The following is a 17386-nucleotide window of genomic DNA, read 5'->3' as shown; positions in this document are numbered from 1 at the left end:
CGTGGCCACGATAACCAAGGTTTCACCGCTGGCCCCGGCGGCCTTCCCCGAATTGCCCGCGATCGACGGTGTGCGCTTCGCCACTGTCGAGGCTGGTGTCCGATATCAAGGCCGCACCGATGTGATGCTGGCCGTTCTTGATCCGGGCACCTCGGTGGCCGGAGTGTTCACCCGCTCGGCCACCCGTGCGGCCCCCGTTCTGGATTGTCAGGACAAGATCGGCGGGCCCGGCGACGGGCCTGCAGCGATCCTTGTGAATTCGGGCAACGCCAATGCGTTTACCGGCCATTACGGGCAGACCTCAGTGGCCGAGGTGACGCAAGCCGTCTCCAAAGCTACCGGTGTTGAGGTAGATCGGGTTTTTACCTCGTCGACCGGTGTCATCGGCGAGCCGCTGCCCCATGACCGCATCGTTGCACAGCTTGAGGCGTTGAAGGCGGGCCTCAGCCGTCACGCGATCGAGGACGCGGCGCGCTCGATCATGACCACCGACACCTTCCCGAAGGGGTCGTCGGCGCAGGTCGATATTGGCGGCCAAACAGTCTCTATTGCGGGGATAGCGAAGGGTTCCGGCATGATCGCGCCCGATATGGCGACGATGCTGGTTTATATCTTCACCGACGCTCAGATCGAGCAGACAGCGCTGCAGGCGATGCTGGGCGCGCAGACCGACCGGACCTTCAACTGCATCACTGTGGATAGCGATACCTCGACATCCGACAGCCTCTTGCTTTGCGCCACCGGGGCATCGGGCGTCGATGCCACCGGCAATGCCGCTTTCGCGCAAGCGCTGGAAACAGTGATGTTGGACCTTGCGCAGCAAGTGGTCCGCGACGGCGAAGGGGCCACGAAATTCGTCGAAATTCGTGTGACCGGCGCCGCCACGGATGCTGATGCCAAAACCCACGGGCTGGCTATCGCCAACTCCCCGCTGGTCAAAACCGCCATCGCGGGCGAGGACCCGAATTGGGGCCGCATCGTCATGGCCATCGGCAAATCCGGTGCTGCTGCAGACCGCGACCTTTTGAGCATATCGTTCGGAGACATCCTTGTGGCTGAAAAAGGCTGGGTCAGCCCCGACTACCGCGAGGAAGACGCTGCGGCCTATATGAAAGGTCAGGATTTGGTGATCGCAGTCGATCTGGGACTGGGTCAGGGCGCTTCCACCGTCTGGACCTGCGATCTGACCCACGGATATATCGAGATCAACGCGGATTATCGCTCGTGAAGACAGTATTGGTGTCTGCTGTCGCTCTGATCGACATCGAGGGCCGCGTCCTACTGGCCCAACGCCCCGAAGGCAAATCCATGGCCGGTCTCTGGGAATTCCCCGGCGGCAAGATCGAACCCGGAGAAACCCCCGAGGCCGCCCTGATCCGCGAATTGCACGAGGAACTGGGCATCGACACCTGGGCCTCATGCCTCGCGCCGCTGACCTTTGCCAGCCACAGCTATGACGATTTCCACCTGCTGATGCCGCTGTTTGCCTGCCGCAAATGGGAGGGGATACCGCAATCGAAAGAAGGACAGGCGCTGAAATGGGTGCGGGCGAATGATCTGAGGAACTACCCGATGCCTGCGGCAGATGTGCCGTTGATCCCGATTTTGCGGGATTGGCTATAAGCCCTTAAAAAAGACTCTAATCTGACTCAACTGGCAAAACGACAAAGCTTGGCAAATCACTGTGGTGCATGTCATTGCTGAACATATCGTTACGAAGGCAACCGACGTATTCTGCTTGAGGTTCCCTTTGTTCGATCCGGACTGGCCCGCCCTCACGCGTAGCAATTCCCGCATGCACCGCGGCCATACAAATGTTGCTCCACCAAGCGTACACTTCGCATCCTTGTACATTGAACGGCCGTATCCGTTGCGCCTCTTTTGTGCACATGCACTCAATGGGTAAGTCAAGTTCACCAATATGGCCGGGGCAATCCTTTAGCTCATCGGCTGAAATCGGTCCACTCCCGCTACCAGCGATCACAAAAACCGCGATGGCCACAAATATGATCTGCTGAGCTCTATGCATTATCAATTCTATCACGAACTCACGCGTTGCCCAAAAAAATGCGGCGGTTGTATTCGCTTTTGGCAGCGCTGGTTTATCCAGTTCAACGATTTTTACATCTTGTACAACTCGGAACTTCATTCCTCAGCCCCTGTTACAATTCGTAAGAATTGAGAAAACATCAGGCAAAACTTGACGCTGATCGTTACGACGTCCCTTATCGGGGCATTGGCGTTCGGGCACCATCCCGAACCCGCCATTTTCGGCCCGGGGAGGGGTCGGATGGGGAGGAGAGAAAGATTGGCTCAGACGCAGTCGGGCGCTGAAGGGATGGACTCTCTTCCGGCGCTATTACACCGCAATGTGACCCAGTTCGGGGATGCCCCGGCCTATCGGGAAAAGGAATTCGGGATCTGGCAATGCTGGACCTGGGCGGAAGCCGCCAAAGAAATCCGTGCCATCGCGCTTGGGTTTCTAGAACTTGGCGTTGAAAAGGGTGACCATATTGCTGTGATTGGTCGGAACCGTCCCGCCCATTACTGGTCGATGGTTGCCGCTCAGATGGTAGGCGCGGTGCCGGTGCCTCTGTATCAGGATTCGGTCGCCGAAGAGATGGCCTATGTGCTGGAGCATTGCGGCGCGAAATATGTCGTCTGCGGTGACCAGGAGCAGGTCGACAAAGTCATCGAGATTCAGGAAAACCTGCATCAAGTCAAACACATACTCTATACCGACAAGCGCGGGATGCGGAAGTATGACCACTCGCAGATGAACGCGCTTGAGGACATCATGGCCGAGGGCAGTGCGGGGCACGCGCGGTTTGATGCGGAACTGGACAAGCGCATTGCGGCGATCACTTACGATGATACCTGCGTGATGCTTTATACCTCGGGCACCACGGGCAAGCCCAAGGGCGTGGTGCTGTCGAACCGCAATGTTATCGAAAGCGCTAAGAACTCGGCGGAATTCGATCATCTGACCCGGAACGAAGACATCCTGTCTTACCTGCCGATGGCTTGGGTTGGCGATTTCATATTCTCGATTGGTCAGGCTTATTGGTGCGGCTTCTGCGTGAACTGCCCCGAAAGCGCCGACACGATGATGACCGACCTGCGCGAGATCGGGCCGACCTATTTCTTTGCCCCGCCGCGGGTGTTCGAAACCCAGCTGACCAACGTGATGATCCGGATGGAGGATGCGGGCAAGCTGAAGCAGCGCATGTTCCATTATTTCATGGCCCATGCCAAGAAGGTGGGTGGCCTGTTGCTGGACGGCAAGCCGGTGGGCTTTGGCGACAAGCTGAAATACATGCTGGGCAATTTGCTGGTCTATGGCCCGCTGAAAGATACGCTTGGCTATGGCCGGTTCCGTGTGGGCTATACGGCGGGTGAAGCGATCGGGCCGGAAATCTTTGATTTCTACCGCTCTTTGGGCATCAACCTGAAGCAGCTTTACGGTCAGACCGAAGCGACCGTGTTCATCACCGTGCAGCCGGATGGCGAGGTTCGGGCGGATACGGTTGGTGTTCCGGCGCCGGATGTCGAGCTGAAGATCGATGATAAGGGCGAGATTCATTACCGCTCACCCGGCGTGTTCGTCGAGTATTACAACAACCCGGATTCGACGGCTTCGACCAAGGATGCCGAAGGTTGGGTGGCGACGGGGGATGCCGGGTTCATCGAGGAGAATTCAGGCCATCTGCGGATCATTGATCGTGCCAAAGACGTGGGCAAGATGGCTGATGGTTCGATGTTTGCGCCGAAATATGTCGAGAACAAGCTGAAATTCTATCCCGATATTCTTGAAGTCGTGCTGTTCGGGAATGGCAAGGATCGATGCGTCGCTTTCATCAATATCGACCTGACGGCGGTCGGAAACTGGGCGGAACGCAACAACGTGGCCTACGCGTCCTATCAGGAACTTGCGGGACATCCTCGTGTGTTAGAGACGATTCGGAGCCACGTTGAAGAGGTAAACAAGTCGGTCGCGGCGGATGAAATGCTATCGGGCTGTCAGGTGCATCGCTTTGTGGTTCTGCACAAGGAACTGGATGCCGATGATGGCGAGATGACTCGGACCCGCAAGGTGCGGCGTGGGTTTGTCGAGGACAAATTCAGCGACATTATTGCGGCGTTGTACGACGGGTCGTCGAGCGTTTCGACCACGACTGAAGTGACCTATGAAGATGGTCGTAAGGGATCGATTTCTGCGACGTTGGAAATTGTCGATGCGCCAGTGGTTCCGGTCGCGCAGCACAAGGTGGCGGCGGAATGAGTGGGCTGAAGCGCGCCGCTCGACCTGCGGTCATCGCCCCGCCCGCCGTCCCGTTTTTGTGTCAGGGAGGTTCTGATGCTGGATAACTCCGAAGGATATGTCACCGAAGACGGCCGCAAGATCGGCGGTGTGGTGATGGAGATGAAGAACATCACCCTGCGCTTTGGCGGCGTGGTGGCGATCAAGGATATCTCGTTCGACATCCGTGAGGGTGAGATCCGTGCGATCATCGGGCCAAACGGGGCGGGTAAGTCCTCGATGCTGAATGTGATCTCGGGCTTTTATGTTCCGCAAGAGGGTGAGGTTTGGTTTCACGGTGCCAAACGCCCGCCGATGCGGCCCTTTGAAGTAGCCCAGCAAGGGATCGCGCGGACGTTCCAGAACATTGCCTTGTTTGAAGGGATGAGCGTTCTGGACAACGTCATGACCGGGCGTTTGGGTTTTATGAAGACCAATATTCTTCAGCAGGCGCTGTGGAAGGGTAAGGCCGAGGCAGAAGAGACCGAGAATCGCGAGGCGGTCGAGAAGATCATTGATTTCCTTGAGATTCAGCACATCCGCAAAACGCCGGTGTCCCGGCTGCCTTACGGGTTGAAGAAACGGGTCGAACTGGCGCGCGCGCTGGCAGCGGAACCGAAATTGCTGCTGCTGGATGAGCCGATGGCCGGGATGAACGTCGAAGAGAAAGAGGACATGAGCCGCTTTATCCTCGACGTGAATGACGAGTTTGGCACCACGATTGCGCTGATCGAGCACGATATGGGCGTGGTAATGGATCTGAGCGACCGTGTGGTTGTGATGGATTACGGCAAAAAGATTGGTGACGGCACCCCGGATGAGGTGCGCAACAACCAAGAAGTCATTGATGCCTATTTGGGGGTCAGCCATGACTGAGGTCCGGGCAGAATTGGGGAGGGGCTGGCATGCCTGAACAATTAATCTTCGCGATGGAGGTCATCCTCAACGGTCTGATGGCTGGGGTGCTGTATGCGCTGGTCGCGCTGGGCTTTGTGTTGATCTACAAGGCGTCGGGGATTTTCAATTATGCCCAAGGGGTTATGGCCCTGTTTGCGGCGATGACGCTGGTCGGAATCATGAACGGGCAGGTGCCTTTTGCGCACCTGATCAACGCGACTTTCGGCACGCACGTCTATAATTTTGGTTGGAATGTGCCCGCGTTGCTTGCGATTATTCTAACCATGGCCGTGATGGTGTTGCTGGCCTGGTGCGTGCAGCGGTTCGTGATGCGCCATCTGGTCGGACAGGAACCGATCATCCTGTTCATGGCGACCATCGGTCTGGCCTATTTCCTTGAGGGCGTCGCCGACCTGATGTGGGGGTCCGAGATCAAGACGCTGGATGTGGGTCTGCCGCAGGGTATCAACCTGTGGATTGACGAGACGACTTTTAACATCTTCGACTACGGTTTCTTCATCGACAATCTGGACATCGTGGCCACGATCATCGCAGCACTTCTGGTGGCGGCTCTGGTCGCGTTCAGCCAGTACACCAAGCAGGGCCGCGCGATGCGTGCGGTGGCGGATGACCATCAGGCGGCGCTATCGGTCGGGATTTCGCTGAACTTCATCTGGATCATGGTCTGGTCGGTCGCCGGGTTTGTGGCGCTGGTTGCGGGCATCATGTGGGGCACCAAATCGGGCGTTCAGTTCTCGCTGTCGCTGATCGCGCTTAAGGCTCTGCCGGTATTGATGCTGGGCGGGTTTACCTCGATCCCCGGGGCCATCGTCGGCGGTCTGATCATCGGTGTAGGCGAGAAACTATTCGAATTCGCGATCGGTCCGATGGTTGGCGGCGCAACCGAGAACTGGTTTGCCTATGTATTGGCGCTGATCTTCCTCGTGTTCCGACCTCAGGGCCTGTTCGGCGAGAAGATCATCGAGAGGGTGTAGGGCGTGACCAAGCTGATTGCCATCATCAACGTGATCGCATGGGCGGGGTTTTGGGCTTTCGGCTACATCGCCCTGACATCGAGCGATCTGACCGAGGGCCAACTTGTGATCGCTGTAATTCTGGCCTTTGCCGGGCTGGTCATGGGCATCCTGGCTTACATGAAACTGGTGCGCGCTTCCGAGGCCACCGGATATGCCAAAGGGTCCAATCAACTGGACGCCGCTGCCCGCAATCGGGCGCAGGAAGAATGGGGAAAGTAAGATATGTTCTATCGTGAGGCCGGGGATTTCAAAACCTCATATATCGCCGACAGCCAGACTTTCCCGATCAAGTTTGACCGGTATCGGTATTATGTCGTGCTGGCGGTGGCGTTCGGGATCATTCCGTTCATCATCAACGACTATTGGGCCAACGCGCTGCTGCTGCCATTCCTGATCTATGCGATTGCGGCGATCGGGCTGAACATTCTGGTGGGCTATTGCGGACAGGTGTCGCTGGGCACCGGCGGGTTCATGGCTGTGGGGGCCTATGCCTGTTACAAGTTGATGACGGCTTTTCCGGATGTCAGCATGTTCATCCATGTGATCCTTGCAGGCGGCATCACCGCGATCGTGGGTGTCCTCTTCGGCTTACCTTCTCTGCGGATCAAAGGATTCTATCTGGCGGTGGCCACGCTGGCGGCGCAGTTCTTCCTTGTGTGGCTGTTTAACCGGGTGCCGTGGTTCTACAACTACTCGGCCTCGGGACAGATCAATGCGCCGGAACGCGATGTGTTCGGTATCATTATCACTGGCCCGAATGCTCCGGCATGGGCGACTTATTTGTTCTGCCTGATCTTCTTGACCGTCTGCGCAATCATCGCGCGTAACCTGACCCGCGGCACCACTGGTCGTACCTGGATGGCAATCCGCGACATGGACATCGCGGCCGAGATCATCGGGGTGAACCCGCTCAAGGCCAAGCTGACCGCCTTTGCTGTCAGTTCGTTCTTCGTGGGCGTGGCCGGCGCGCTGTTCTTTGCGGTCTATCTGGGCGCGGTCGAGGTTGGAGAAGTGTTCGGCATTCAAAAATCGTTCCTAGTGCTGTTCATGGTGATTATCGGCGGGTTAGGGTCTATTTTTGGGTCCTTTGCCGGTGCCGCCTTCCTCGTGCTGCTGCCAGTCGTTTTGAAACTGCTTGGCGTCGATCTGCTGGGCTGGCCCACAGATATCGTGGCGCACCTGAACCTCGTCATCGTCGGTGCTCTGATCATCATGTTCCTGATCCTCGAACCGCACGGTCTGGCGCAGCTTTGGCGTGTGGCGAAAGAGAAACTCAGACTCTGGCCGTTCCCGCACTAAGGACCGGCCCAACGAAAAGAAGGGTGTGAAACCCGAAACCCAACATCGGATCAACCAAGGGAGGAGACACCCGATGAAAAAGAAACTGGCAACCCTGGCGCTGGGCGCCGTGATGGCCGCAGGTCCGGTCATGGCCGACCTCGTATTCCCGTCGCTCAGTTACCGGACCGGGCCTTATGCGGCCGGCGGTATCCCATTTGCGGACGGATATGCCGACTACTTCACACTGCTGAACGAACGCGATGGCGGTATCGGCGGTGTTGCGGCCAACGTGATCGAATGCGAGACCGGATATAACACGGAAAAAGGCGTAGAATGTTATGAATCGACCAAGGGCGAAGGTGCTTTGGTCTATCAGCCCCTGTCCACCGGCATCACCTATCAGTTGATCCCTAAAGTGACCGCAGACGGCATTCCGCTGCACACGATGGGTTATGGCCGCACCTCGGCGGCGAACGGTAAGGTGTTCAGCAACGTGTTCAACTATCCTGCCAACTACTGGAACGGGGCGTCGGGCGCGATCAACTATCTGCTGGACGAAAACGGTGGCGACTTGAGCGGCAAGAAGATCGCGCTGGTCTATCACAACTCGGCCTATGGCAAGGAACCGATCCGTACGCTGGAAACACTGGCTGAAAAACATGGCTATGACCTGACCCTGCTGCCGGTCGACCACCCCGGTCAGGAGCAGAAGTCGCAGTGGCTACAAATCCGCCGGGAAAAGCCCGACTATGTGATCATGTGGGGCTGGGGCGTGATGAACCAGGTCGCCGTGCAAGAAGCCGCCAATATCCGCTTCCCGATGGAGAACTTCATCGGTGTCTGGTGGTCCGGGGCCGAGTTTGATGTTGAGCCTGCGGGTGATAAGGCCACCGGTTACAAAGCGCTGACCTTCACCGGTCTGGGCGACGACTATCCTGTCTATGACGACCTGAAGAAATATGTCGTCGATGCGGGCAAAGCTGCAGGCGCCGGTGATCAACTGGGTACGGTGCAGTACAACCGCGGCCTCTATGCTGCGATGCTGGCCGCAGAAGCAGTGAAAACCGCGCAAGAGATGCACGGCACTGCCGAAATCGACGCATCGATGATGCGCGATGGCATGGAGGCGCTGGAGATCACCAACGCCAAGATGGAAGCGTTGGGTATGGCCGGTTTCGGACCTGAATTCGCGGTCTCATGCGAAAACCACGGCGGCCCAGGCCTTGTCGGCGTTGTTCAGTGGGATGCAGCGGCGGGTACCTGGAACTCGATTCAGGGCTTCGAACCGACTGACGCTGAGGTCATCAACGCACTGATCGACGAAGACTCGGGCGCATATGCTGCTGAGAACAATATTTCTCAGCGCTGCGAATAAGGTGCTCTGAACCAAACGGGGCGGCGGATCGCTGCCGCCCCGAACCCCACACTCGCACAAGGACACGCACTGATGTTGGATGCGGCACAAACCACTGACGTGCAGGCGGAAACCCTGCTTGAGGTCAACAATATCGAGGTGATCTACAACCATGTGATCCTTGTTCTGAAAGGCGTCAGCCTGACTGTGCCCAAGGGCGGCATCACAGCCCTACTGGGTGGCAATGGTGCGGGCAAGACAACCACTTTGAAGGCCGTGTCGAACTTGCTGCATTCGGAACGGGGCGAGGTCACCAAAGGCTCGATTAAATATCGCGGCGAGGGCGTGCATGAAAGCGACCCGGCTGCCTTGGTGGAGAAGGGCGTCATTCAAGTCATGGAAGGCCGCCACTGTTTCGAACACCTCACAGTCGAAGAAAATCTGCTGACCGGTGCCTATACCCGTAAGGACGGGTCTGCCGCGATCCAGCAGGACCTGGAACTGGTTTACAATTACTTCCCACGCTTGAAGGAACGCCGTCGTAGTCAGGCCGGTTATACTTCGGGCGGTGAGCAGCAGATGGTTGCGATGGGCAGGGCTCTGATGTCGCGCCCCGAGACCATCCTTCTTGATGAACCCTCAATGGGTCTAGCCCCGCAACTTGTCGAAGAGATTTTTGGCATCGTAAGGGACCTGAACGAGAAGGAAGGCGTGTCCTTCCTGCTGGCTGAGCAGAACACAAATGTGGCTCTAAGGTTTGCTCATTACGGTTATATTCTGGAATCTGGCCGCGTGGTGATGGACGGCCCCGCCGCTGAATTGCGCGAAAACCCGGACGTAAAGGAATTTTATCTCGGCATGTCTGACGAAGGCCGCAAGAGCTTTCGAGACGTGCGCTCATACCGCCGCCGCAAGAGATGGCTGTAAGCGGGTGGAGGATATTTCAATGACCTATTTTGATAAGCTTGAAACCCGATCCGCTGACGAGCGCACCGCTGATCACGCGCGCGCCTTGCCAGAACAGATTGCCCGCGCGCAAAAAGCGCCCGGATATGCCGGCATCCTGTCCAACGTGGACGCCGGCACAGTGACAGACATGCAGGCGCTGGCACAACTGCCGGTTCTGCGAAAATCCGATCTGACAAAGGCGCAGGGCACCCGGCCTCCGTTTGGAGGGTTCACCGTCAAACCGGCGCGGAATTTCCAGCATGTCTTTCAATCTCCGGGGCCAATCTATGAACCCGGCAGCACTGATCACGACTGGTGGCGCATGGGCCGGTTCCTGAATGCTGCAGGGGTTGGTCCGGGCGATATCGTTCAGAACTGTTTTGGCTATCACCTCACCCCCGCGGGCATGATCTTTGAAAGCGGCGCGCAGGCCGTTGGCGCGTCGGTCCTGCCTGCAGGTACAGGTCAGACCGAGTTGCAGGTGACCGCTGCGCGCGATGTGGGTTGCACCGCATATGCAGGTACGCCCGACTATCTGAAAGTCATACTTGATAAAGCCGAAGCCATGGGCGTCGCGCTGAAATTTTCCAAGGCCGTTGTGGGTGGCGGGGCGCTGTTTCCAAGCCTACGACAGGATTACGCCGATCGGGGCATCGTCTGCCTGCAATGCTACGCGACCGCTGATCTGGGCAACATAGCTTATGAAAGCCCTGCGATGGAGGGTATGATCATCGACGAACACGTGATCGTTGAGATCGTCACCCCCGGCACAGGAATCCCGGTTGCACCTGGTGAAGTAGGTGAGGTGGTTGTGACCACGCTGAACCCCGATTACCCGTTGATCCGTTTTGCCACCGGTGATCTGTCGGCGATCATGCCCGGAGAGTCTCCGTGCGGGCGCACAAATATGCGTATCAAAGGCTGGATGGGTCGCGCCGATCAGACCACTAAGATCAAGGGCATGTTCGTCCGCCCCGAACAGGTGGCCGCGCTGGTCGACAAGCATGATGAAATCGTCAAGGCGCGTGTCATTGCGGCGCGACAGGGCGAGATGGATACCATGACCGTTCAGATCGAAAGCCCCTGCGAGAACGATGGTGCCTATGCAAAATCGGTGGTCGAAGTCCTGAAACTGAAAGGCGCGATTGAAGTTGTGGCGCCGGGCTCTTTGCCCAAAGATGGCTTGGTGATCGAGGATCAGCGCGCTTATGAATAGGGATCTGCGGCAAACATTGCCGCAGTTTTTGTTAGTCGGCCCACTGGTGTTTCTTAGAGTTTTAGTCGATTAAAGGCAGACCCTATGGGATTCTCAGTCAGACGCCATGGCCGAAGTCGAATATTCAGAACACGGAACACATAATCGCGGCGCCCTAGGTACACGCTTTGTGGGCGGCATTGCCTATGTCGTGGCGGCCGCTTGTCTGTTGCCAATGGTGGCGGTTGTTCTAGCGGCGGTGACCGGTGGCACCGACACAATTTCCCATTTGTTAGAGACTGTTTTGCCTGGCTATGCGCTGACCACGGTGATCCTGGTGGTGCTGGTCGCAGCAGGGACGTTTTCGATTGGTGTCGGCGCTGCGTGGCTGGTCACGATGACCCGCTTTCCCGGAGTGCGGTGGCTGGAAATCGCTCTGGTCCTGCCGCTGGCCTTTCCGGCTTATGTGCTGGCCTATGCCTATACCTTCATTCTGGATCATCCCGGAATCGTTCAGACCACGCTGCGGGATGTGACCGGCTGGGGCCCGCGCGACTATTGGTTCCCCGAGATTCGCTCGACCGAGGGCGCGGCGGTGATGTTGATCCTGGTGTTGTATCCCTATGTCTATTTGCTGGCGCGCGCGGCATTTCTGCAGCAAAGCGCCACGGCCTTTCTGGCGGCCCGGGCGCTGGGCAATGGCCCCTGGCATGCCTTTTGGCGCGTATCCCTGCCGATGGCACGACCGGCGATTGCGGGGGGCGTCTTGCTGGCGGTTATGGAAACCATCGCCGATTTCGGCACAGTCGCCTATTTCGGAGTGCAGACTTTTGCCACGGGCATCTACACAAGCTGGTTTTCCATGGCTGATCGCGCTGCTGCGGCGCAACTCGCCCTTTGTCTGTTGGGTTTTGCGCTTGTCATGGCCGTGGCCGAGCGGACACAGCGCGGCAAAGCCAAATACTATCAGGCAGGCAAGCGCCACGCAGGTCTGCCAGCGGCGCAACTCAAGGGATGGCAATCACTTGCGGCATTTCTGCTATGCGCAATTCCCGTCCTGTTCGGATTCCTTCTGCCTGTGGTTATCCTGGTGCAGATGGGTTTGGAATCCGAGCAGAACCTGCTGTCGCGCCGATATATCGGGTTCATACAGAACTCGCTGACACTGGCGGGGACTGCGGCGGTTATCACCGTCAGCGCGGCGATTTCGATAGGATTCTTCCAACGCCTGCGCCCCGGACGCGGGGCCGCAATGGCGGCTTATGTGGCGCGGTTGGGCTATGCGGTGCCGGGTGGCGTGATTGCCGTGGGGCTGATCGTCCCCTTTGCGGGATTCGACAACGCACTGGATGCGTGGATGCGCCAAACCTTTGGTATCTCGACCGGACTGTTGGTCACGGGATCTATCTGGTTGTTGATCGCGGCCTATATGGTGCGCTTTTTGGCCGCCGCGCTCAGCGCGTATGAGGGTGGGCAGAGTACCGTTCACGCCAATATGGATGCCGCGGCGCGGTCACTGGGTCAAACCCCGTTAGGAACGCTGCGCCGGGTGCATCTGCCGATCCTTACGCCTTCGCTGCTAACGGCACTGTTGATTGTCTTTGTGGATGTGATGAAAGAGCTGCCCGCGACCCTGATCATGCGGCCTTTTAACTTCGACACGCTAGCAGTGCAGGCCTATCGTCTGGCCTCGGATGAGAGGCTTGAAGGTGCAGCGGTTCCGTCGCTGGTTATTCTGGCGGTTGGCTTGTTGCCGGTGATCCTGATTTGCCGTCAGGTTGGGCGCAGATAGCGGGCGGGCGATCCAAAAATACAACACCTTGATGCCAGTGGGCTTGATTCGACGGCGATTTCCGGCAAGGCTTGTCATATGAACATGCAGCCTCCCAGCCGGTTCGGGTCCGGCTCTGCCCAGATGCCGGTCGCGTTTGACCGGCGCGAGATGTCTCAAATCCTGTTTGTTTATGGCCGAATGGTCGCTGCCGGTGAATGGCGCGACTACGGAATCTCGAACCTGCGGGATATGGCGGTATTTTCGATTTTTCGGCGCACGGCGGAACATCCCATCTACAGGGTCGAGAAGCACCCGCGCTTGCGGCTACGTCAGGGCATGTATTCCGTGGTCGGCATGGATGGGCGTATTTTGAAGCGCGGGCACGATCTGCGCGCGGTTCTGAGGGTTCTGGAACGCAAGCTTATCCGTGCGGTTGACCTGGATTAGAGCCTTTTGTGCGCTGTAACCGGCCCGTCACCCTGGGCAGCGATCCGGGCAATCGCCTGATCCATCGGTTCGAGCGCGACAGCCATGTGATAGGCGTTGGCGTGAAGTAGAAGGTTTTCGGCGGCAACCCAGGCAACATGGCCTTTCCAGAACAGCAAGTCTCCGCGCCGTGCGGGATCGCCCTCGGGCACCGATCCACCAACTTCGCGTTCCTGATCGCCGCTGTCTCCGGGACAAGGAACGCCGCAGGCGAGCAGTGCGAGCTGTACGAGGCCCGAGCAATCCAGCCCGAATCGACTGTTACCACCCCAAAGATAAGGGGTGCCGAGAAAAAGTTCGGCCGCGGAAACGGGATCGGTCAGCAGGGAATAGGCGGGCACGGCATGCACCCCCGGAATGAACCCGATTGGCGTTTCCAGAAACCCGCCCTCCTCAGACAGAGCCCTGATTTTACTGCCAAAGCTCAGCGAGGTCAGATCGCGGCTTTTTATATCGGGCTTCTCATAGGCATGGGTCGAAGCGGCGACGATCCAGTGAGTCTGTGGCTCAATTGGTCCCAGATGGTCCGTCGCCACCCATCCGGTATAGCCGTCCTTGCTGGCTGAGATCTTGCTCCAGCCGTTTTGGTCGTCCAAAACAGTGACCGTGTCGCCGAACAACAATTGCCGGTCGCGCGGACCGTCAGGGTGGCGTAGCAGGTCTATGACCGGTTGAATGATGCGCGCCTGAGTCATAGGCCAAGGATCTCTGGCAAAGCCCCCAGGAGGGCACGCGGGCCTTGGCCCAAACCACCCTTGCTGCGACCGGGTTCCTTACTGCGTTGCCACGAATAGATGTCAAAATGCATATAGCGACTTTCGGCAGCGAACCGGCGCAGGAACAGTGCCGCGGTGATAGAGCCTGCAAATCCACCAGAAGGCGCATTGTCGAGGTTAGCGATGCCGGGTTCGATCATCGCTTCATAGGGGTCATGAAAAGGCATACGCCAGACCGGATCAGCGGCAGCCCGGCCAGCACGCGCCAGCACGTCCGCGGCTTTGTCGTCATCGGTATAAAACGGGGCCAAATCAGCGCCCAATGCAACCCGGGCCGCGCCAGTCAAAGTGGCCATCGAGATGAGCAGGTTTGGTGCCCCTTCATGCGCCAGAGCAAGGGCATCGGCCAGCACCAACCGACCCTCGGCATCAGTGTTGTTTATCTCAACCGTTAGCCCATTGCGCGCCGTCAGGATGTCGCCGGGGCGGAAAGCATTGCCCGCTACTGCGTTTTCGACCGCCGGGATCAGGACCCGTAATTGCACCTTCAGATCCAGCGCCATGATCATACGGGCCAGACCCAGCACATTGGCCGCTCCGCCCATATCTTTTTTCATCAACCCCATCGACGCTCCGGGTTTCAGATTCAGGCCGCCGGTATCGAAACAGACCCCTTTCCCAACTAATGTTAGTTTTGGCCCGTGGTCACCCCAGTTCATCTCGATCAGACGCGGGGCCTGTTCGGCAGCACGCCCGACCGCGTGGATCATCGGAAAATTCTGTTCCAGCAACGCATCGCCTGTGATGACCGAGATGTCTGCGCCGTGTTCCCGTGCCAGTGCCTCAACCGCGTGTTGTAATTGCGCCGGGCCCATGTCCGAAGTGGGTGTGTTGACCAGATCCCGTGTCAATGCCTCGGCATTGGCCATGATTTCGATCCGCCGGGCATCTACGCCCTCGGGCGCGATCAGCGTGGCGTTAGCCGGGCTTTGCGCCGCATAGCGATCAAAGGCATATCCCGTCATCAGCCAGCCCAGGCATTCGGCCTCAAGCACATCTGCGGGAACGCCCGTGGCGATATGATAGGTGCCCTTGGGCAGCGATTCTGTCGCAGCGGCTAGCGGAAACCGCTTGCGTACCCGTTTTGCCGCGCTGCCATATCCCGCCAAGGCAAACTGCGGATTACCATCTGTGCCGGGCACCAGAAGTGTTTGACCCAGAGCTCCGGAAAACCCATCGGCCGCAACCCAAGCTCGGATATGATCCGGCTGATCGGTCAGCCAGCTTTCAAAATCTGATTGCTCTAACACATGTAGTGGCAGCGATGGGTCGGAGGCAGGGGCGAAGGACAGGGTCATGCGTGTCTCGGCTGGTTGGATTTTCGCCCAGACTATCTGTCTGCGGCGCACTCGCAACCCCCCTCAGACGGATAGATCTTGCTGGTCCCAGACGGCGGTCAGCGATCGCTCACCCACCCGGATTAGGCGGCTCAGAGTCGCCCCTGTCGCCACAGCATCGCCAGCGTCGACAGTACAGGCTACATCGCCTGCCACACGTGCCAGTGCTGTCATGCCGATTTGCTCGGATATGGCCACGAGAGATTTTGCGCATTTGCGCAGCCCGGCCCAATCGCGTTGCCACCAAAACCGTTCACAATTCGACAGCCGCAACGCCAGTTCTTCAACCGTGCGGCACAGCACGTCCATCGCGTTGGTGTCGCCGAGCTGATTGTACAGGCTGCTCAGGCGGTCCGGGTCCAGACGCACGGGTTCTTTCTGTTCCAGTGTGATAATCTTGTCCACCACATTCACCCCAATTGAAGTGCCCCCACGGCACTGTCAGAGATTGGCGGCAAAATACTTTGCAAAACCTTGCACCGGTTCAAAAGAATGGGTCGAATTTTCTGAGAATTCAGGCTTCCACGCGGTTCTGTGGGCAAAACCGGGCGAGAGTCAGGTCACACCTCTTGCGTTGACGCTCACTTGCTGCCAGTACCATAGAAACCGGACAGAGAAGGACAGGATCATGCCGATTACCACTGACGAGCTGGCCGCTGCCCGTACCGCCTGGGGCGATGGGTTGATTGCGATCTCCAAAGCTTTTGAAGACGGTGGGATCGATGCGGCCCGTTCCGTTGCTGAGGGTGTTCTAGATGCGGCATACGGCTATAATCTGGGTCCGGTCCTGTTCAAACCAACTATGGCATCCGGAGATCAAACCTTTCGCCCGACTCGCCACGGTGCACTGGCCTATTTTGTCGGTCACGATGCCGAATTTCCGCTTGATGGCGGTTTCGGAATCAAGGGTTGGCGCGAAATGGCAAGTGAGACATCGGCCAGCTTCGTCGAAGGCGATGTCGCCATGTGGATGGGCAAGGTCATTCTGACGGATAGCCAAGGTAACATCACGCAAGTCGACAAAAGCTTCGGCTACAAAAAAGACGCTGACGGAGTGCTTCGCATCGTGCTGCACCATTCGTCGCTGCCTTACCAGCCACCGGCCTGATCCTGCGGGTCATACGATCGGACCTCTGAAATTACGTCGATTTTTTGATATGTTTCCGATGATGTTGTCAGAATCGGATCGAGCTCATGAAATTGATTAAACGTATTCTCGTCACCCTACTGGTGATCATTCTGGCGCTTGTCGGAGTATCATATCTTTTGCCTGGTCAGGCCGAGGTGTCCCGCAGCATCACGATCGACGCACCAGCCTCGGCGATCTTTCCCTATGTGAATTCGATGCAGGAGACCGAGAAATGGTCCCCCTGGCTGTCCCGAGACCCCGAAACCAAGCTGAGCTATAGTGGCCCGGAAGCGGGTGTCGGAAACACGCTGAACTGGGCCTCGGACAACCCGCAGGTGGGAACCGGTTCGCAGGAAATCACCGAGAGCACCCCGGATCAGTCCGTGCAAACCGCACTGGATTTTGGCCCGATGGGGACAGCCACCGCCTCGTTCCAGTTGCGGCCAGAAGGATCAGGCACACAGGTTACCTGGGGATTCGTATCCGACCTTGGTATGAACCCCATGTCCCGCTGGATGGGCCTAATGATGGACAATTGGGTCGGCGGAGATTACGAGCGCGGGTTGGAGAATTTGAAGACGCTGGTTGAGGGACAGGGGTGAAGGATCAGGCAGGAGGCATCTCTCTGATGACTGCTTTGAGGCCATACCAGAAACGATTGTTGAACTGTACGTGCGCTCATAGCAGTCCCTTTGCCGCGCAGGAGGCTGGGATCAAGCCATCGTGCAGCGCAAATCGCCTCCGCTGATGCGGTGTTCAACTCGGTTCAAGCCCATACAGAACGGGGCGTGGATCGGTTGGTCCTTCGCTTCAATGCCATTTGTAGTGCCTACCATTTTGACGACAGCTTAATCGGGGCGACCACCGACAAC

At 57.9% G+C, this 17386-nt stretch carries 18 protein-coding genes; 14 read left to right on the top strand and 4 right to left on the bottom strand.

Annotated features, from left to right (window positions below):
• Position 1: 1 nt before the first annotated feature.
• Together argJ and mutT are read left to right on the top strand one after the other, a co-directional pair.
• Positions 2–1228, top strand: a complete 1227-nt coding sequence (argJ, locus tag ACR0BI_RS20780) for a bifunctional glutamate N-acetyltransferase/amino-acid acetyltransferase ArgJ (RefSeq protein WP_480562853.1) — start codon at positions 2–4, stop codon at positions 1226–1228.
• A complete protein-coding gene (mutT, locus tag ACR0BI_RS20775) occupies positions 1225–1623 on the top strand; it encodes an 8-oxo-dGTP diphosphatase MutT (protein WP_170334201.1) in 399 nt (132 codons plus the stop codon). The genes argJ and mutT overlap by 4 nt, the downstream gene beginning before the upstream one ends.
• Before the next feature lie 16 nt (positions 1624–1639).
• Here mutT and ACR0BI_RS20770 read toward each other — a convergent pair whose 3' ends face one another.
• A complete protein-coding gene (locus ACR0BI_RS20770; protein ID WP_170399288.1) occupies positions 1640–2149 on the bottom strand; it encodes an LCCL domain-containing protein in 510 nt (169 codons plus the stop codon).
• Positions 2150–2338: 189 nt separating this feature from the next.
• Between ACR0BI_RS20770 and ACR0BI_RS20765 the strand changes: the two genes are divergently transcribed.
• From ACR0BI_RS20765 to ACR0BI_RS20720, 10 genes are all read left to right on the top strand, one after another.
• Positions 2339–4282: an AMP-binding protein gene (locus ACR0BI_RS20765; protein ID WP_170408821.1), complete on the top strand. Its 1944-nt coding sequence runs from the start codon at positions 2339–2341 to the stop codon at positions 4280–4282.
• Between the two features lie 75 nt (positions 4283–4357).
• Positions 4358–5176: an ABC transporter ATP-binding protein gene (locus tag ACR0BI_RS20760; RefSeq protein WP_170426283.1), complete on the top strand. Its 819-nt coding sequence runs from the start codon at positions 4358–4360 to the stop codon at positions 5174–5176.
• A gap of 29 nt (positions 5177–5205) precedes the next feature.
• Positions 5206–6192, top strand: a complete 987-nt coding sequence (locus tag ACR0BI_RS20755; RefSeq protein ID WP_170408767.1) for a branched-chain amino acid ABC transporter permease — start codon at positions 5206–5208, stop codon at positions 6190–6192.
• Positions 6193–6195: 3 nt separating this feature from the next.
• Positions 6196–6453, top strand: coding sequence for a hypothetical protein (locus ACR0BI_RS20750; protein ID WP_170408766.1), 258 nt, complete (start codon positions 6196–6198; stop codon positions 6451–6453).
• A 3-nt stretch (positions 6454–6456) separates the two neighbouring features.
• The gene (locus tag ACR0BI_RS20745) at positions 6457–7533 is read left to right on the top strand and encodes a branched-chain amino acid ABC transporter permease (protein WP_170408765.1); all 1077 of its coding nucleotides are present in this window, start codon (positions 6457–6459) and stop codon (positions 7531–7533) included.
• Between the two features lie 73 nt (positions 7534–7606).
• A complete protein-coding gene (locus ACR0BI_RS20740) occupies positions 7607–8890 on the top strand; it encodes an ABC transporter substrate-binding protein (protein ID WP_170408764.1) in 1284 nt (427 codons plus the stop codon).
• Between the two features lie 72 nt (positions 8891–8962).
• Positions 8963–9796 carry an ABC transporter ATP-binding protein gene (locus ACR0BI_RS20735; protein WP_170399269.1) on the top strand — a complete coding sequence of 278 codons (834 nt, stop codon included), beginning with the start codon at positions 8963–8965 and terminating at the stop codon, positions 9794–9796.
• A 19-nt stretch (positions 9797–9815) separates the two neighbouring features.
• Positions 9816–11033 (top strand): phenylacetate--CoA ligase family protein, encoded by a 1218-nt coding sequence (locus ACR0BI_RS20730; RefSeq protein WP_480562854.1) that lies wholly within the window; start codon positions 9816–9818, stop codon positions 11031–11033.
• A gap of 106 nt (positions 11034–11139) precedes the next feature.
• Positions 11140–12804: an ABC transporter permease gene (locus ACR0BI_RS20725; RefSeq protein WP_170613512.1), complete on the top strand. Its 1665-nt coding sequence runs from the start codon at positions 11140–11142 to the stop codon at positions 12802–12804.
• Between the two features lie 78 nt (positions 12805–12882).
• Positions 12883–13233, top strand: a complete 351-nt coding sequence (locus ACR0BI_RS20720) for a DUF2794 domain-containing protein (RefSeq protein WP_480562855.1) — start codon at positions 12883–12885, stop codon at positions 13231–13233.
• Here ACR0BI_RS20720 and ACR0BI_RS20715 read toward each other — a convergent pair.
• From ACR0BI_RS20715 to ACR0BI_RS20705, 3 genes are all read right to left on the bottom strand, one after another.
• Positions 13230–13967, bottom strand: coding sequence for an NlpC/P60 family protein (locus ACR0BI_RS20715; RefSeq protein ID WP_170408761.1), 738 nt, complete (start codon positions 13965–13967; stop codon positions 13230–13232). The two genes, ACR0BI_RS20720 and ACR0BI_RS20715, sit on opposite strands and share 4 nt — an antisense overlap.
• Positions 13964–15346, bottom strand: a complete 1383-nt coding sequence (locus ACR0BI_RS20710) for a leucyl aminopeptidase family protein (RefSeq protein WP_480562871.1) — start codon at positions 15344–15346, stop codon at positions 13964–13966. The genes ACR0BI_RS20715 and ACR0BI_RS20710 overlap by 4 nt, the downstream gene beginning before the upstream one ends.
• Before the next feature lie 63 nt (positions 15347–15409).
• A complete protein-coding gene (locus ACR0BI_RS20705) occupies positions 15410–15799 on the bottom strand; it encodes a hypothetical protein (RefSeq protein WP_480562856.1) in 390 nt (129 codons plus the stop codon).
• A 214-nt stretch (positions 15800–16013) separates the two neighbouring features.
• On the opposite strand from ACR0BI_RS20705, the gene ACR0BI_RS20700 reads away from it, so the two are divergent.
• Together ACR0BI_RS20700 and ACR0BI_RS20695 are read left to right on the top strand one after the other, a co-directional pair.
• A complete protein-coding gene (locus ACR0BI_RS20700) occupies positions 16014–16493 on the top strand; it encodes a phosphoribosyl-AMP cyclohydrolase (protein ID WP_170399250.1) in 480 nt (159 codons plus the stop codon).
• 86 nt (positions 16494–16579) lie between these two features.
• The gene (locus ACR0BI_RS20695) at positions 16580–17116 is read left to right on the top strand and encodes an SRPBCC family protein (RefSeq protein ID WP_170408759.1); all 537 of its coding nucleotides are present in this window, start codon (positions 16580–16582) and stop codon (positions 17114–17116) included.
• Positions 17117–17386 lie beyond the last annotated feature (270 nt).

This window comes from Ruegeria sp. E5 (assembly GCF_056534105.1).
The sequence above is the reverse complement of the archived record's forward strand: the minus strand, read 5'-3'. Positions and strand labels throughout refer to the sequence as shown.

Bases quoted from the DNA above. Each gene is read 5' to 3' on its own strand.
- ACR0BI_RS20770 (WP_170399288.1), bottom strand. From the start codon at position 2,149: ATGAAGTTCCGAGTTGTACAAGATGTAAAAATCGTTGAACTGGATAAA.
- ACR0BI_RS20765 (WP_170408821.1), top strand. From the start codon at position 2,339: ATGGACTCTCTTCCGGCGCTATTACACCGCAATGTGACCCAGTTCGGG.
- ACR0BI_RS20760 (WP_170426283.1), top strand. From the start codon at position 4,358: ATGCTGGATAACTCCGAAGGATATGTCACCGAAGACGGCCGCAAGATC.
- ACR0BI_RS20755 (WP_170408767.1), top strand. From the start codon at position 5,206: ATGCCTGAACAATTAATCTTCGCGATGGAGGTCATCCTCAACGGTCTG.
- ACR0BI_RS20745 (WP_170408765.1), top strand. From the start codon at position 6,457: ATGTTCTATCGTGAGGCCGGGGATTTCAAAACCTCATATATCGCCGAC.
- ACR0BI_RS20740 (WP_170408764.1), top strand. From the start codon at position 7,607: ATGAAAAAGAAACTGGCAACCCTGGCGCTGGGCGCCGTGATGGCCGCA.
- ACR0BI_RS20735 (WP_170399269.1), top strand. From the start codon at position 8,963: ATGTTGGATGCGGCACAAACCACTGACGTGCAGGCGGAAACCCTGCTT.
- ACR0BI_RS20730 (WP_480562854.1), top strand. From the start codon at position 9,816: ATGACCTATTTTGATAAGCTTGAAACCCGATCCGCTGACGAGCGCACC.
- ACR0BI_RS20725 (WP_170613512.1), top strand. From the start codon at position 11,140: ATGGCCGAAGTCGAATATTCAGAACACGGAACACATAATCGCGGCGCC.
- ACR0BI_RS20720 (WP_480562855.1), top strand. From the start codon at position 12,883: ATGAACATGCAGCCTCCCAGCCGGTTCGGGTCCGGCTCTGCCCAGATG.
- ACR0BI_RS20715 (WP_170408761.1), bottom strand. From the start codon at position 13,967: ATGACTCAGGCGCGCATCATTCAACCGGTCATAGACCTGCTACGCCAC.
- ACR0BI_RS20710 (WP_480562871.1), bottom strand. From the start codon at position 15,346: ATGACCCTGTCCTTCGCCCCTGCCTCCGACCCATCGCTGCCACTACAT.
- ACR0BI_RS20700 (WP_170399250.1), top strand. From the start codon at position 16,014: ATGCCGATTACCACTGACGAGCTGGCCGCTGCCCGTACCGCCTGGGGC.
- ACR0BI_RS20695 (WP_170408759.1), top strand. From the start codon at position 16,580: ATGAAATTGATTAAACGTATTCTCGTCACCCTACTGGTGATCATTCTG.